Source organism: Candidatus Pelagibacter sp. PS_37, assembly GCF_059417825.1.
The window spans coordinates 634,469-649,106 of record NZ_CM182067.1; the positions used below are offsets into that span (position 1 = coordinate 634,469).

A 14,638-nucleotide genomic window follows, 5' to 3' on the forward strand; every position below is an offset into this window, starting at 1 on the left:
CAATTTATATTTGTTTAATAGATCTTAAATCTTTAATTGATAAAGAATTAATTAAATTTACTATATTAATCTTAGATTCTGGATGCTTCCAACTTCTGTTTATCTCAAATAATGGTAACAATACAAAATTTCTCTTGGTCATCTCTGGATGAGGTATTATTAATTTGTCACTATTTATATTCAAAATTTTTTTATCATAATCAATTATATCAATATCACATGTTCGTGGAGCATTTTTTTTTAGTCTAACCCTGCCTAATTTTAATTCAATATTGTTACAAATTTTTAATAATTCTAAAGGTGTTAAGATTGTCTCGATTTCTATTACAATATTTATGAAACTTGGCATTAAAGGATTTGGCCAAGATTTTGATAAATAGTGAGATGAAACTTTTTTTATCTTAATTTTATTTTTCTTAAGTTCAGACAAGGCTATATGAATGTTGGTAATTTTATTACCTAAATTTGATCCTATTGCTAAATATGATTGTTTAACTTGATTTTCTAATATGTCTTGCTTTTTCACGATTCCAGTCTCTATTTTTTTTAGTAGCTCTTTTATCAAATTGTTTTTTACCTTTTGCTACTGCTATTTCTATTTTAGCTTTTCCTTTTTTAAAATACATCTTTGTTGGAACAAGTGTAAAGCCATCCCTCTGCATTTTACCAATTAATTTGTTAATTTCCTTTTTGTTTAATAATAATTTTCGTTCATCTGTTGGATTGTGATTTGAATAACTGGCTTGCTTAAATGCAGCGATATGAGAGTTAATTAAAACTATTTCACCGTCTTTCTCTACAGCATAAGAGTCTGCAATATTAACTTTTCCATCTCTAATTGATTTAATCTCAGACCCTTTAAGAACTATCCCAGCTTCAATTAAGTCTTCAAAAAAAAAATTAAAACTTGCTTTTCTATTTAAGCAAATAATTTTTAAACCAGGATTGGCTTTCTTGTTCATTAGAGTAGATTTGCTGATACTAAAGCTTCTTTAACAATATCCTTAGTTGGGTCTGTAACTTTAACTAAAGGTAATCTAACCTCATCATCACAAAGACCCAGAAGTTTTGCGGCATATTTAACAGGGCTTGGATTGCTTTCTATAAACATTGAGCTGTGAATGGGTTGTAAAATTTTATCTAATCTGATTGCTTCAAGCTTGCTTTCATTATTTTCTATTTTTGAGGCTTTTTGAAAATCAGAACATAACTTAGGAGCAATGTTAGCAGTTACACTTATAGAGCCTACCCCACCTCTGTTATTAAATTCTAAAGCGTTATCATCATTACCTGTTAGTTGAACAAAATCAGTTCCCATTTTATCTTTTTGTTGATTAACTCTATCTAGATCACCAGTTGCATCTTTAACACCAACAATATTTTTCAATTCAAATAATCTAGCCATTGTATCAACAGACATATCAATTACAGATCTTCCAGGAATATTATAAATTATAATTGGTATCCCACATTTATCGTTTATTGCTTTATAATGTTGATATAAACCCTCTTGAGTTGGTTTGTTGTAATATGGAGTTACTATTAGAGCCGCATCTGCTCCCGCTTTTTCTGCATGAGTTGTTAAAGAAATTGCTTCTTTAGTCGAATTAGAGCCAGTGCCAGCAATAACTATATTTTTTCCATTGCTTTCTTTAACACATAAATCTATTACTTTTTGATGTTCATCATGGCTTAATGTTGGCGACTCACCTGTTGTCCCAGCAGGAACCAAGCCGTTTGTACCGTTTGATATTTGAAAATGAATTAGCTTAATATAAGCCTCAACATCTAGCTCATTATTCTTAAACGGGGTTATTAAAGCAACATTTGATCCTTTGAACATAAATACTTATAACATAGTTTAAAGATTCATTTAGTAAATTTATGCCCAGAAAGATAATTTTTTTTATAAAATCACTATTATTAAGTTTGGTAATTATAAAGAATATATTTGCTGCTGAAATATCAATAATTCCTTTAAAAAAACCTATTTTAGATGAAGAAGTTAAGAAGCAAAAGATATCTCAAGGGATCCTTAAACCTAAACCTAAACCATCACAAAAAAAAGAAGAAGTCAAAATCGTAACAGTCAAAAAAAATAAAAAAAAAATTAATTTTCTCATTCCTAAAAGTAAGCCATTAATAGTTAAAAGTGAAAAATCTGTAGTTCAAAAAAGATCAAAATACTACAGCCAAAAAGACTATGATATTGCAAAAAAATCTATCCAGGCAATTGAAAAAAGTCAATGGACAACTGCATTGAAAAATTCAAAAAATGCTAAAGATAAATCCATATATAATTTTATACAATGGAGACATTTATTAACAACAGGAAACCAAGCTACGTTTTATGACTACATGACTTTTATACAAAACAATAAACACTACCCAAGAATAAGTAGAATAAAATATTTAGCAGAACAAAAACTTTCAACGGATAAAATTTCTCCTAAAAAAATTATTAATTGGTTTGGAGTTGATGAGCCCTTAAGTGGCTATGGTATGCTGGTATTAGGTGAAAGCTTTATACAAACTGGAGATAATGAAAAAGGAATTGCTTTAATTAAGAGAGGCTGGATTACAGCAGAACTTTCTAGAGCTAGCATGAAATCTTTAAGTAAAAAATATAGAAAATATTTAGACTCAAAAGATTATATAAATAGAGCTGATTATTTAGCATGGGAAAATAAATATTGGGATTTAAAAAGAATGCTTCCTTATTTACCTAAAGATTATCAACTACTTTATACAGCTAGACAAATTTTGATGAGTAAATCTTATGGTGTTGACCAGGCAATAAAAAATGTTCCACAAAAATTCAAAAATGATGCTGGTCTCAATCATGATCGACTTAAATGGAGAAGAAAAAGAGGCAGAATTGATAGTTCACTTGAAATATTGTTTTCAATTAAAAATAATAAAGATTATCTAGTGAGACCAGATAAATGGTGGGTTGAGAGAGCAATCATGACACGAGCTCTTATTTATAAAAATAAATATGAGACAGCTTATAAAGTTGCTAGCCAACACTCACTAGATAAAGGATCAGAGTTTGCTGAGGCTGAATGGTTGAGTGGTTGGATTGCATTAAGTTTTTTAAATGACCCTATTTTAGCAGTTGACCATTTCAATAACTTTTATCAAAACGTTAGCTACCCTATAAGTTTGGCAAGAGGCGCTTATTGGCTTGGTAGATCTTATGAAAAAATTGGTGATAAACGACAATCAGAAGATTGGTATCGTGAAGCAACAAAATATCTAACAACTTACTATGGTCAATTAGCCTTTTTAAAAATCAACCCTAGTCAAAATTTTGAACTTGAAGAACAAGCTGATGTTGAAGATGACTATCGAAAATATTTTTACAATAAAGAGCTTGTAAAAATTACACATCTTTTAAATGAATTAAATAAAGATAAATATACCAAAAATATACTGAGACATTTGGCTAATGACAATATTGCAAGTGGAAGTGAGATTTTAGCAGCTGAGCTTGCTACAAATATATCAAGATACGATTTTGCGATCCAAGTATCAAAGTTAGCCTCATATGAAAAAAGATTTCATAATACTTTTAATTATCCAATTATAAGTGTCCCCCAGTATGTTAATGGCAGAAAAATACCTGAAACAGCTTTTATACTTTCTCTTATAAGACAAGAAAGTGAATTTGACATGAGAGCAAACAGTCATGTTGGTGCACAAGGTTTAATGCAAATAATGCCCTATACGGCTAAGCTAGTTGCTAAACAAGCAAAACTTCCATATTCAAAATCAAGGTTAACTTCTGATCCTGAATATAATATTAATCTAGGCTCTCATTATATAGCTGGTTTAATTTTACAATATGATGGTGCCTACCCTTTTGCTACCGCAGCATATAATGCCGGTCCTAAAAGAGTTAAACACTGGAAAAAAATAAACAAAGATCCTCAAAAAAAACAAATTGATTTTGTAGACTGGGTTGAATTAATTCCATTTAAAGAAACTCGTAACTATGTTCAACGTGTTATGGAAAACTACAATGTTTACAGATATATCTTGGAAAAAAAGCCTATTAAAATGAAAGACTTTTTTAAAGATCAGCCTTTATTTTAATGGCGGAAGAGGAGGGATTCGAACCCTCGGTACAAGTTTCCCCGCACGGTCATTTAGCAAACGACTGGTTTCAGCCTCTCACCCACTCTTCCACTGCGACATTGATATAACCGATTGTATTGAATATTCAATATTTATAAAGTAATTCTTGAATAATATTATGAAAAATAAGTATTCAATATTCTCATTAGTCAAAAATGCTTTTTCCTATCATGAAAATTGGCAAAAAGCCTGGAAAGATCCCACTGTAAAAAAAGAATATGATGCAGTTATTATTGGTGGTGGTGGTCATGGTTTGGCAACTGCTTACTATTTAGCAAAAAAACATAATATGACAAATATTGCGGTAGTAGAAAAAGGCTGGATTGGTGGTGGTAATACAGGAAGAAATACTACGATTATAAGATCTAATTATTTATGGGATGCTAGTGCTGGTCTTTATGATCATGCTTTAAAATTGTGGGAAGGTTTATCTCAAGAAATAAATTACAATGTAATGTTTAGTCAAAGAGGTGTGATGAATCTTGCACATAACTTACAGGATGTTAGAGATTTAAAAAGACGAACACATGCTAATAGATTAAATGGCATAGACGCAGTTTACTTAAGCACAGAAGAAGTCAAAAAATTTTGCCCTATTATTAATACCTCACAAGATATTCGATATCCTGTACTGGGTGGAACTTTACAAAGAAGAGCTGGTACCGCAAGGCATGATGCTGTTGCTTGGGGGTATGCTAGAGGTGCAGATGAAATGGGTGTAGATATAATTCAAAATTGTGAAGTTAAAGGAATTAAAAGAAATGGTGATGAAGTAGAAGGTATTGAAACAACCAAAGGTTTTATAAAAACTAAAAAAGTTGGAGTAGTTGCTGCTGGTCATTCAAGTGTGCTAGCAAACATGGCAGGTTTAAGATTACCTTTAGAAAGTAAACCTCTTCAAGCTCTAGTTTCAGAACCAGTTAAACCTATTATTGATACAGTAGTGATGTCTAACGCTGTACATGCATATGTTAGTCAGTCTGACAAAGGTGAGCTAGTAATAGGTGCAGGCACTGATGATTATGTTTCTTATTCACAAAAAGGTAGTCACGATATTGTTGAGGGAACATTAAATGCAATCTTAGAACTTTATCCAATTTTTAGTAGAATGAGAATGCTTCGACAATGGGGTGGAATTGTAGATATCTGCCCAGATGCTAGTCCTATTATTAGTAAAACGACGATAAAAGGTTTGTACTTTAATTGTGGCTGGGGAACTGGTGGATTTAAAGCAACACCTGGATCAGGTGATTTATTTGCTCACACAATCGCAAATGATGAACCACACAAACTAAATGCTGCATTTAATTTAAATAGGTTTATCAGTGGAGACCTTGTTGATGAACATGGTGCAGCGGCGGTAGCTCATTAATGTTTTTAATTACTTGTCCTTTTTGTGGTGAACGAGAACAAAGTGAATTTAAAGCTGGTGGTGAAGCTCACATTGAAAGACCTAAACAACCCACAGAATTAAGTGATGATGAATGGGCAGAATACTTATTTATGAGAAAAAACATTAAAGGAATTCAATTTGAAAGATGGAACCATGCTCACGGATGTAGAAAGTGGTTTAACATGGTGAGGGATACTTCAAATGACCAAATTAAAGCTGTTTATAAAATGGGTGAAAAACCTCCTATAAAATAATTTAATGCTAAAAAATTTAAGAGTTACAACTAGTAAATATATTGATGAAACTTCCAGAGTTTCTTTTAAATTCAATGGAAAATCTTATTTTGGATACAAAGGTGATACCCTTGCCTCAGCTTTGCTAGCTAATGGTATTCATTTAGTAGGAAGAAGTTTTAAATATCATAGGCCACGAGGAATAATGACTTCAGGATCTGAAGAGCCTAATGCAATTGTACAGGTTAATAACAACACAGCACTAACAGAACCCAATGTTAGAGCAACCGAACTAGAAATCTATCATGGGCTTGAGGCAAACAGTCAAAATTGTTGGCCTAGTGTTAACTTTGATATTGGAGGTATAAATAATTTCTTATCCCCACTTCTGCCTGCTGGTTTTTATTATAAAACATTTATGTGGCCTGCTAATTTTTGGGAAAAGTATGAATATGTTATAAGACATTCAGCAGGACTAGGAAAATCTCCAACAGTGCCTGATCCTGACATATATGATCATAAATACATTCACTGTGATGTTTTGGTTATCGGAGCTGGCATTAGTGGAATTATAGCTGCAAAAACTGCAGCAAAAAATAATCTTAAAACATTATTACTTGATGAAAAAAATGAAATCGGAGGATCTACAATTTTCCAAAATTCAGATCATATAAAAATAAACGATCAAAATTCTTCTGTTTGGTTAGAAAATGAAATTAATGAATTAAGAAATATTGAAAACCTAGAAATTAAAACAAGAACTAGTGTTGCTGCTTATCATGGATATAACTATTTATTAGCTAGAGAAAATTTAACTGATCACCTTCCTAAAAATGAAAAAAATAAAAAAGTAAGACAAAGATTATTAAAAATTAGAGCTAAAAAGGTTATTGTTGCTACTGGTTCTTTAGAGCGACCTCTGGTATTTAATAATAACGATAGACCTGGTATTATGCTTTCATCTGCAGTTAAAAAGTATGCAGATTATTATGGTGTTGCAACTGGTCAAAAAAATATATTTCTTACTAATAATGACACAGCTTATGAAAGTGCAATTTCATTACAAAAAAAAGGTATTAAAGTTGAAGCAATCATAGATATTAGAAAGCAATCTAAAACTGCATTTACTAAAGAAGCTGACGATTTAGGGATTAAAGTTTATAGATCACACACAGTTGTAAATACTGAGGGTTATAAAAGAATTAATAAAATTACAATAATGGAATTGTCAGAAGATGGTCAATCTTTTGCAAATCCAGAAAAAATAGAACTTGATTGTGATTGCCTAGCAATTGCAGGTGGATGGACGCCAGCCGTTCATTTGTTTACTCAATCAGGAGGTAAATTAAAATTTAGAGAAAAAGATCAAGTATTTATTCCTGATATATATTCATCAGCTCAAATTAGCATTGGTTCTTGTAATGGTGATTTTGATTTAGATGATGTTATAAAAAATTCTACAAAATCTTTAAAAGAATTTTTAAATATAAATGAAACTGAATTTGACAATTTAGAAATAAATTGTCCTAAAGATAATAAGATTAGAAATATTTGGCTACTTCCATCCGATAAAGTTTTAGGAAAAACAAAACCTTTCGTAGATTATCAAAATGATGCAACTGCAAAAGATATTAAACTTGCTCTAAGAGAAGGTTTTAGATCGATTGAACATGTAAAAAGATATACAACAACTGGAATGGGTACCGATCAAGGAAAGCTTGGTAATATGCATGCCCTTGGTATTATTGCAGAAACTGCTGGTGTTAAGATGGGTGAGCTTGGAACTACAACGTTTAGACCTCCTTACACTCCATTAACATTTGGAACAATTGTTGGACGAAATGTTGGTGAATATTTTGATACATTTAGAAGAACGCCAATGAATGACTGGCACATAGAAAATAAAGCTGAATTTGAAAATGTTGGTCAGTGGAAAAGAGCTTGGTACTATCCAAAAAATAATGAAACAATGCATGAGGCCGTTCAAAGGGAAAGTAAAGCTGCAAGAAATAGCGCTGGTATATTAGATGCTTCAACTCTTGGTAAAATTGATATTCAAGGAACGGATGCTTCAGAATTTTTAAACAGAGTTTATACAAATGCTTGGTCAAAACTTGCCATTGGAAAATGTCGTTATGGTTTAATGCTTAATGAAGATGGTATGGTTTACGATGATGGGGTCACAACTAGACTTGATGAAAATCATTATATTATGACCACAACAACAGGTGGTGCTGCAAACGTATTAGGAAAACTAGAAGATTACCTACAAACTGAATGGCCTGAACTAGATGTGTATTTGTCATCTGTAACGGATCATTATGCAACAGCTAGCATCTGTGGGCCTAATAGTAAAAAAATTCTTAATAAATTAATACCTGATCTTGATCTTTCAGATGAAAGCTTTCAACACATGTCATTCAAAAATACAAAAATTGGCAATATTAAATGTAGAATTATGCGTATTAGTTTTACTGGTGAACATAGTTATGAAATTAATATCCAAGCTAACTATGGTGAAGACTTATGGAAAAAATGCATGGAAGCAGGTAAAGAATTTAACATCACTCCTTATGGCACTGAGACAATGCACTTATTAAGAGCAGAAAAAGGATTTATTATTGTTGGCCAAGATACGGATGCAACGATGACACCTATAGATTTACAGATGGATTGGATTGTTAGTAAAAAGAAATATGACTTTATTGGTAAAAGATCTCTTTATAGATCTGACACCATGAAAGAAGATAGAAAACAATTAGTAGGTTTACTGACAGATAATCCAAGTGAAGTTTTAGAAGAAGGAGCTCAAATAGTTGCTGACACTAGTTTAAAACCAGTTGAAATGCTAGGTCATGTAACTTCAAGTTACTATAGCCCTAATTTAAATAAATCAATTGCCCTAGCAGTAGTTAGAGGTGGAAAAAATATGCTAGGTCAAAAATTATTTATCCCAATGGAAAATAAAAATATTAATGTGACGATTGTTGATCCTGTTTTTTTTGACAAAGAAAATTTGAGGTTAAATGCTTAATTATAAAACTTCTATTAAAGGGGATATAACATATTCTGATTTAGAAATTAAAGAAATCAAACCTATTATGAAATTAATCATAAGAGGTAAAACAAAAGATTTTATTACTGCAGTAGGTAAAAATCTTAATATGGTTTTACCCACTGAGGCTAATACGTCTACATCAGCAGAGAAATTAACTGCATTTTGGTTAAGTCCCGATGAATGGATGTTAATATCAAATGAAACTGTGAGTGAGGAAAGTAACACTTATCAAGTTGAAGATGAATTAATTAAAAATATATCTAAAGTTAAATTGGGCGCTGTAACTGATGTTAGCGACCAATTTGTAATGTTAAATATCAAAGGTGGTAAGGTTTTTGATTTATTTGCTACAGGTTCCCCTTTCAATTTTAATGATTTTAAAACAAAAAAAGGACCAGTTGTTCAAACAATATTATCTCATATTGATGTAATTATTCATCATAAAGAGATTAATGAGGTAAATTTATTTGTTAGAAGGTCTTTTTCTGAGCATTTACACTCTTGGTTGAGTGATAGTGCGTCAAGGTTATAAGCTTATATTTATTAAAATTATTGTTATAAAAAGTTTATGAAAAAAATACTTCTTGTGGTGCTATTAGCACTTTTACCCTTCTCTCTTAACGCAGAATCAAAACTTGATCAGATTTTATCCTCTGGTGAGTTAAAAGTTGGAACAACAGGCGACTGGGATCCAATGACAATGAAAGATCCTGCTACAAATAAATATAAGGGATTTGATATTGATGTCATGCAAGAATTAGCAAAAGATATGGGTGTGAAAATTACCTTTGTACCAACTGAATGGAAAACAATTGTTTCAGGAATTACCGCAGGAAGATATGATATTTCCACAAGTGTCACTAAAACTCCAAAAAGAGCAGAAGTTGCTGGATTTACAGATTCTTATTACAAGTATGGAACTGTTCCATTGGTACTTAAAAAGAATTTAAAAAAATATTCAACATGGAAATCTTTAAACAATAAAGATGTAACGATTGCTACAACACTTGGGACTTCTCAAGAGGAAAAAGCTAAAGAGTTCTTTCCTTTGTCTAAATTACAATCAGTTGAGTCACCTGCAAGAGACTTTCAAGAAGTATTAGCTGGTAGAGCTGATGGAAACATTACAAGTTCAACAGAGGCTAATAAATTAGTTGTCAAGTACCCTCAATTAGCAATTGTTCCTGATGGAGAAAAAAATCCTGCCTTTTTAGCAATGATGGTTAGTAAAAATGATCAAGTTTGGAATGATTATGTAAATGAGTGGATCAAAAGTAAAAAATCCTCTGGTTTCTTTAATAAACTACTCGCTAAATATAATTTAAAAAGCTTATAAAAAATTAGATATTAATCTCTAATTCATTATAACTTTAAGAGTGAAAAATTTACTTTTTTTACTTTTAATTTTACCCCTTACCTCTTGTAGTGGTCAGGAATTGGGTTGGTTTATTCTATCACCTAACAATGTTGAAGGTTTAACAAACCTAAAATTTTTATTAAGTGGTTTAACTACAACTATTTATATTTCAGTAGTATCTATAATTATATCTGCAATTTTAGGGTTTATCGTTGCAATTCCTTCTTTAGCTAAGAATAAATTTTTAACATACATAAATATTGGATATGTGGAAATTGTAAGAGCAATACCGTTACTTGTTTTAATATTATGGATTTATTATGGTTTACCTATAATGACTGGATTAAGTTTCAGTCCATTTGTGTCTGGAATAATTGCGCTGGCAATAAGTGAAAGTGCTTTTCAAGCAGAAATTTTTAGAGCAGGAATAAACTCAATTAAAAAATCACAATGGGAAGCAGGCTCATCACTGGGTTTAACTTTTTATAAAAGGTTAAGATTAGTAATTCTTCCACAAGCAATTAAAAATATCCTTCCTGCATTAGGCAACCAGTTTGTATATGTATTAAAAATGTCTTCATTGGTATCAATTATAGGTATTGGTGACTTAACAAGAAAAGCAAATGAATTAGTTGTGTCAACCTATAGACCATTAGAAATTTATACATTTTTAATCTTGGAATATTTAATTTTGATATTAATTGTTTCTTTCATAGTAAGAAAATTTGAAAAAAAACTTAAACAAGATGGTAATAATTAATGAGTAATTTAGACTATGATGTTGAACTAAATGATGGTGTTATTACTTTTAAAAACATTAATACTACACTTGGTTTTGTTCGGTATAATGAGACAGCCGAAGTGGAGTATATTTTTGTTAACCCCATGTTTAGACGTCAAGGACTTGCTAAAAAACTATTAAGTATCGTTGAGGAAAAAACTAAAATCAAACCCACACCTCAAGACCCAATCAGTCCTTTAGGTGAAAAGCTCTTTAAAATTAATAAACAAGAGATTAACTAGAATTTTGGAGCACCTGTTAAAAGAACTACCCTATTAGCTTTAATTTTTCTTAGATTTTCTGTAATCCCAAGGATAATCAAATTCCATAGACCACATACCTATTTTATTAATTCTTGCATAATCTTCATCAGATACAAATTTTTTTGAATACCTTCTATAGGCAAATGCATAGCCACTTCTAACTAAATAACTTGATAAGCTTTCGTTATTAACAAAACATTCAGCCAGTGTTCTTTTGTATTGATCTTTTCCTTCACTAATACATTCAACGCTATTGTTTGAAATTTTATCAATAAGGATTTGTTTTGCTGTAATTCCACAAGGATCCTTAGCTCCTTCGTTAAGGCAAGTTTGTTTTAATTCAGGTGTATCTATCCCTGTAAATCTAATTTTTTCTCCATTAAGATGAATTGTGTCTCCATCTACAATTTTAATTGTTTGAGATTTGACTTGGTTAATAGTTAAAATAAATATTAGTGCGGAAACACTAATAAGAAAAATGGCTTTTTTTTTGTTTAAAAACATTATTTAAAAAATATCCAATAAAGATGATTACTGCAATACCCATAAACCAATTGGTTGCCATGATGGTATAAAAAATATCCGCATAATCTCCTCCTCTAATATTAATTACATACCATAATGATAAGAACGGAAATGCAGTTAACCTTAGAACGCTTAAGTAAAGACTATAAATTGGTTTTTTAAGTGCCTGAAAGACTGCTGTTGTAATAAAGAATACTGGGTAAATAGGAGCTATTAATGCAGCAACTTTTAAATATATAGCACCATGATAAATAGCTTCTACATTATCTGTAAACTGAGATACAAAAAACTCTGCACCGAAGAATAAAACCACACCTGCTACGGCCATAAACGATGATCCAAAAAATAATGCCTTAGTATAAAGCTCTCTAATACGGTTATAATTTTTAGCACCAAAGTTTTGTCCACCGATAGAAAGTACTGCTGTATTTAAACCAATTACTGGAAGTAAGAAGACTTGCTCAACTCTTAAAGCTGCACCATAGCCTGCTGTTGCAAGATCACCAAATTGTCCAATAAAATATAATATGTTAAAAATACCTACTCCAATAAACAACATACTAATCATAATTGGCATTGCTTGTGCGAACAATTCTTTAAGAAGAATAAACTTAGGAATAAAGCATTTAATAGATAAATACTTTCTTAATTTACATGAGTTAATTTTATAGGCTAAATAAATAGTACCAATAGATTGAGCAATAACAGTTGCTATTGCAAGGCCACCTATACCATAAGCTGGAACAATTCCGTATCCCCAGATAAATAATGGGTTTAAAAAAATATTTAAAAAGAAGCTAAAGATAAGAACATTTCTATAACTTTTAGTATCTCCCTGTGCATTTAAAGCTCCATTTAAAGAGATTTGGATCATAACTATAAATGTTCCATAAAAAATTATATCTAAATACTCTCTAGTTAAAGCGATACCAGCAGCATCAGAGCCCATAACACTCAAGAGAAAATTAGAGGCGTTTAATCCAAATAAAGTAACTACAATAGAAGTAACCAATGAAAAAATTACTGATTGAGCAATAAATAGTGAAGCTTTATTAATTTTTTTAGCACCTAATAAATTGCCAATACATGAGTTCGTTGCAGCTCCAATACCAACACCAACAGCAATGATAACAAAATATATGGGAAATGACTTAGCAATAGCACCTATAGCTTCTGCAGAAATTCTACCCGCAAACCATGTATCAACTAAATTATAAAATGTTTGAAATAATGAACCAACACTTGCTGGGATAGTTACTTTTCTAAGTAATTCCCAAATTGGATCTTTAGTTAATTTAATGGCTTTGGACAATTATTTTTCCTATTTAAATTCTTTTTGAAATATATGCTTCGATCCAGTCTTTTTAGCAAGGTTTATTTGCTTTTGTCTCATTCGAAATCTCTCTTTTTGAGTTTGAGTTAAATTATCATGACAGTTTACGCATGAAACACCCTCCTCATATTTTTTAGACTTCTTATCTTTTGGTGAAACCGGTTTTCTACATCCACTACACATTGAGTATGTGCCAGTTATTAATCCATGTTTAACACTGATTCTGTTATCAAAGACAAAACATTCCCCATTCCATAAACTTTCCTTTTTCTTAATATTTTTTAAATAATTTAAAATTCCACCTTTTAACTGATAAACATTTTTAAAACCTTTTTTTTCTAAAAATACTGAAGCTTTCTCACATCTTATTCCACCAGTACAAAACATTGCAATTGGTTTTGTTTTTTTTAGTTTATTCAGGTATTTTGGAAATTCTCTAAAATTAGCAACATCAGGATTAACTGATCTTTTAAAGGTACCCACATTATATTCAAATGGTTTTCTTGAATCTAAAACTAATGTGTCTTTATCATTAATTAACTTATTCCATTTTTTAGGATCTATATGATTATTTTTCTTATTTTTTGATGACAAAGAAAGACCCATGGGAACTACTTCTTTTTTAATTTTTACTTTTGGCTTATGAAATGGTTGAAATTTACTTTTTGAAATATTTTCACTATCAAACTTTTTAAAATTCAATATCTTTTTAATCTTGGTGATAGTTGACTTTAGATCGTTATCTTTTCCTGAGATTGTTGCATTTACTCCTTCATTAGCTATAATTATTGTTCCTCGAATATTTTTTTTAATCAAATAATCCTGTAGTAAAATCTTATTTTTTTTTAAAGAAGTGAGTTTTTTAAATTTGTAAAAACCAAAAACATCAAACATTATATCACTCTACAAACAGTCATACCGTCACCTAAAGGGACAATGATTTGTTCCACTCTTTTATCGTTTGCAACATAAGTATTAAAATCTCTAATATTTACAGTGAATTTATCTAAATTATCTTCATCAGCGACCTCACCATGCCATAAAACATTGTCTACAATAATCAATCCTCCTTTATCTAATAACTTCAGTGATCTTTCATAATATTCTTTATAATTCATTTTATCGGCATCAATAAAAACCATATCAAATTTACTATTCTTTAATTCATCTAAACTATCTAATGCAGGCTTAACAATTGTTTGAATTTTATTATTAAGATTAGCTTTTTTAAAAAAATTTACTGCAATCTTGTTGGTTTCTTTGTCTTTATCTAGCGCTATAAGTTTGCCATCATCTGGTAGTGCTAAAGCTATTGAAAGTGCACTTAACCCAGTAAAAGTACCAATTTCAAGTACATTTTTAATGTTAGAAGTTTTTATAATTAAATGAAGAAAATGACATTGAGATGTTGCTACTTGCATTCTCTTAACGTCTCCAAGTGTATTATTGTATTCGATTATTTCTTGCTGGATGGGATTTAACTTTAAACTAAAATTATTTATATATTTTTCAAGCTTTTCAGTAATTCTAATTGCTTTACCCATGGTATTTTAAG

Annotated in this window: 15 protein-coding genes and 1 tRNA gene; 8 read left to right on the plus strand and 8 right to left on the minus strand. The window is 30.5% G+C overall.

The genetic code is table 11. The features are described 5' to 3' along the window. Positions 1-4: 4 nt before the first annotated feature. The 3 genes from folK to dapA are packed head-to-tail and all read right to left on the minus strand — an operon-like array spanning position 5 to position 1,843. Positions 5-526, minus strand: a complete 522-nt coding sequence (folK, locus tag AC5SL9_RS03340) for a 2-amino-4-hydroxy-6-hydroxymethyldihydropteridine diphosphokinase (RefSeq protein WP_006996866.1) — start codon at positions 524-526, stop codon at positions 5-7. After that, positions 492-962 (minus strand): SsrA-binding protein SmpB, encoded by a 471-nt coding sequence (smpB, locus tag AC5SL9_RS03345; RefSeq protein ID WP_006996865.1) that lies wholly within the window; start codon positions 960-962, stop codon positions 492-494. The genes folK and smpB overlap by 35 nt, the downstream gene beginning before the upstream one ends. After that, entirely contained in the window at positions 962-1,843 is an 882-nt protein-coding gene (dapA, locus tag AC5SL9_RS03350; protein WP_006996864.1) for a 4-hydroxy-tetrahydrodipicolinate synthase, read from the minus strand. The genes smpB and dapA overlap by 1 nt, the downstream gene beginning before the upstream one ends. Positions 1,844-1,884: 41 nt before the next feature. Between dapA and AC5SL9_RS03355 the strand changes: the two genes are divergently transcribed. After that, positions 1,885-4,098: a lytic transglycosylase domain-containing protein gene (locus tag AC5SL9_RS03355; RefSeq protein ID WP_494574376.1), complete on the plus strand. Its 2,214-nt coding sequence runs from the start codon at positions 1,885-1,887 to the stop codon at positions 4,096-4,098. Here AC5SL9_RS03355 and AC5SL9_RS03360 read toward each other — a convergent pair. After that, a tRNA-Ser gene (locus AC5SL9_RS03360) sits at positions 4,099-4,190 on the minus strand. A gap of 68 nt (positions 4,191-4,258) precedes the next feature. Here AC5SL9_RS03360 and AC5SL9_RS03365 point away from each other — a divergent pair. From AC5SL9_RS03365 to AC5SL9_RS03395, 7 genes are read left to right on the plus strand one after another with little or no spacing between them, the layout of a single operon-like run. After that, positions 4,259-5,512 carry a sarcosine oxidase subunit beta family protein gene (locus AC5SL9_RS03365; RefSeq protein ID WP_006996862.1) on the plus strand — a complete coding sequence of 418 codons (1,254 nt, stop codon included), beginning with the start codon at positions 4,259-4,261 and terminating at the stop codon, positions 5,510-5,512. Further along, entirely contained in the window at positions 5,512-5,787 is a 276-nt protein-coding gene (locus AC5SL9_RS03370) for a sarcosine oxidase subunit delta (protein WP_006996861.1), read from the plus strand. Before AC5SL9_RS03365 ends, AC5SL9_RS03370 begins: the two co-directional genes overlap by 1 nt. 4 nt (positions 5,788-5,791) lie before the next feature. Then, positions 5,792-8,800 (plus strand): sarcosine oxidase subunit alpha family protein, encoded by a 3,009-nt coding sequence (locus AC5SL9_RS03375; RefSeq protein WP_494574377.1) that lies wholly within the window; start codon positions 5,792-5,794, stop codon positions 8,798-8,800. Continuing rightward, positions 8,793-9,356, plus strand: a complete 564-nt coding sequence (locus tag AC5SL9_RS03380) for a sarcosine oxidase subunit gamma (RefSeq protein WP_006996859.1) — start codon at positions 8,793-8,795, stop codon at positions 9,354-9,356. The genes AC5SL9_RS03375 and AC5SL9_RS03380 overlap by 8 nt, the downstream gene beginning before the upstream one ends. 36 nt (positions 9,357-9,392) lie before the next feature. Beyond that, the gene (locus tag AC5SL9_RS03385; RefSeq protein WP_018414158.1) at positions 9,393-10,160 is read left to right on the plus strand and encodes a transporter substrate-binding domain-containing protein; all 768 of its coding nucleotides are present in this window, start codon (positions 9,393-9,395) and stop codon (positions 10,158-10,160) included. A 40-nt stretch (positions 10,161-10,200) separates the two neighbouring features. Further along, complete coding sequence (locus AC5SL9_RS03390) at positions 10,201-10,941, plus strand: amino acid ABC transporter permease (protein WP_006996857.1); 741 nt, start codon at positions 10,201-10,203, stop codon at positions 10,939-10,941. Further along, positions 10,941-11,204, plus strand: a complete 264-nt coding sequence (locus AC5SL9_RS03395; protein ID WP_006996856.1) for a GNAT family N-acetyltransferase — start codon at positions 10,941-10,943, stop codon at positions 11,202-11,204. Before AC5SL9_RS03390 ends, AC5SL9_RS03395 begins: the two co-directional genes overlap by 1 nt. A 39-nt stretch (positions 11,205-11,243) precedes the next feature. Here AC5SL9_RS03395 and AC5SL9_RS03400 read toward each other — a convergent pair whose 3' ends face one another. Genes AC5SL9_RS03400 through AC5SL9_RS03415 form a run of 4 tightly spaced genes read right to left on the minus strand, consistent with a single transcriptional unit; the run spans position 11,244 to position 14,627 of the window. Then, complete coding sequence (locus AC5SL9_RS03400; RefSeq protein WP_006996855.1) at positions 11,244-11,729, minus strand: thermonuclease family protein; 486 nt, start codon at positions 11,727-11,729, stop codon at positions 11,244-11,246. Next, positions 11,692-13,062 carry an MATE family efflux transporter gene (locus tag AC5SL9_RS03405; RefSeq protein WP_006996854.1) on the minus strand — a complete coding sequence of 457 codons (1,371 nt, stop codon included), beginning with the start codon at positions 13,060-13,062 and terminating at the stop codon, positions 11,692-11,694. Before AC5SL9_RS03405 ends, AC5SL9_RS03400 begins: the two co-directional genes overlap by 38 nt. 9 nt (positions 13,063-13,071) lie before the next feature. After that, positions 13,072-13,977, minus strand: a complete 906-nt coding sequence (trhO, locus tag AC5SL9_RS03410; protein WP_006996853.1) for an oxygen-dependent tRNA uridine(34) hydroxylase TrhO — start codon at positions 13,975-13,977, stop codon at positions 13,072-13,074. Further along, entirely contained in the window at positions 13,977-14,627 is a 651-nt protein-coding gene (locus AC5SL9_RS03415; protein ID WP_006996852.1) for an O-methyltransferase, read from the minus strand. Before AC5SL9_RS03415 ends, trhO begins: the two co-directional genes overlap by 1 nt. Between the last annotated feature and the right edge of the window lie 11 nt (positions 14,628-14,638).

Bases quoted from the DNA above. Each gene is read 5' to 3' on its own strand.
- AC5SL9_RS03370 (WP_006996861.1), top strand. From the start codon at position 5,512: ATGTTTTTAATTACTTGTCCTTTTTGTGGTGAACGAGAACAAAGTGAA.
- AC5SL9_RS03415 (WP_006996852.1), bottom strand. From the start codon at position 14,627: ATGGGTAAAGCAATTAGAATTACTGAAAAGCTTGAAAAATATATAAAT.
- AC5SL9_RS03365 (WP_006996862.1), top strand. From the start codon at position 4,259: ATGAAAAATAAGTATTCAATATTCTCATTAGTCAAAAATGCTTTTTCC.
- trhO (WP_006996853.1), bottom strand. From the start codon at position 13,977: ATGTTTGATGTTTTTGGTTTTTACAAATTTAAAAAACTCACTTCTTTA.
- AC5SL9_RS03395 (WP_006996856.1), top strand. From the start codon at position 10,941: ATGAGTAATTTAGACTATGATGTTGAACTAAATGATGGTGTTATTACT.
- AC5SL9_RS03355 (WP_494574376.1), top strand. From the start codon at position 1,885: ATGCCCAGAAAGATAATTTTTTTTATAAAATCACTATTATTAAGTTTG.
- AC5SL9_RS03400 (WP_006996855.1), bottom strand. From the start codon at position 11,729: ATGTTTTTAAACAAAAAAAAAGCCATTTTTCTTATTAGTGTTTCCGCA.
- AC5SL9_RS03380 (WP_006996859.1), top strand. From the start codon at position 8,793: ATGCTTAATTATAAAACTTCTATTAAAGGGGATATAACATATTCTGAT.
- smpB (WP_006996865.1), bottom strand. From the start codon at position 962: ATGAACAAGAAAGCCAATCCTGGTTTAAAAATTATTTGCTTAAATAGA.
- AC5SL9_RS03375 (WP_494574377.1), top strand. From the start codon at position 5,792: ATGCTAAAAAATTTAAGAGTTACAACTAGTAAATATATTGATGAAACT.
- AC5SL9_RS03385 (WP_018414158.1), top strand. From the start codon at position 9,393: ATGAAAAAAATACTTCTTGTGGTGCTATTAGCACTTTTACCCTTCTCT.
- dapA (WP_006996864.1), bottom strand. From the start codon at position 1,843: ATGTTCAAAGGATCAAATGTTGCTTTAATAACCCCGTTTAAGAATAAT.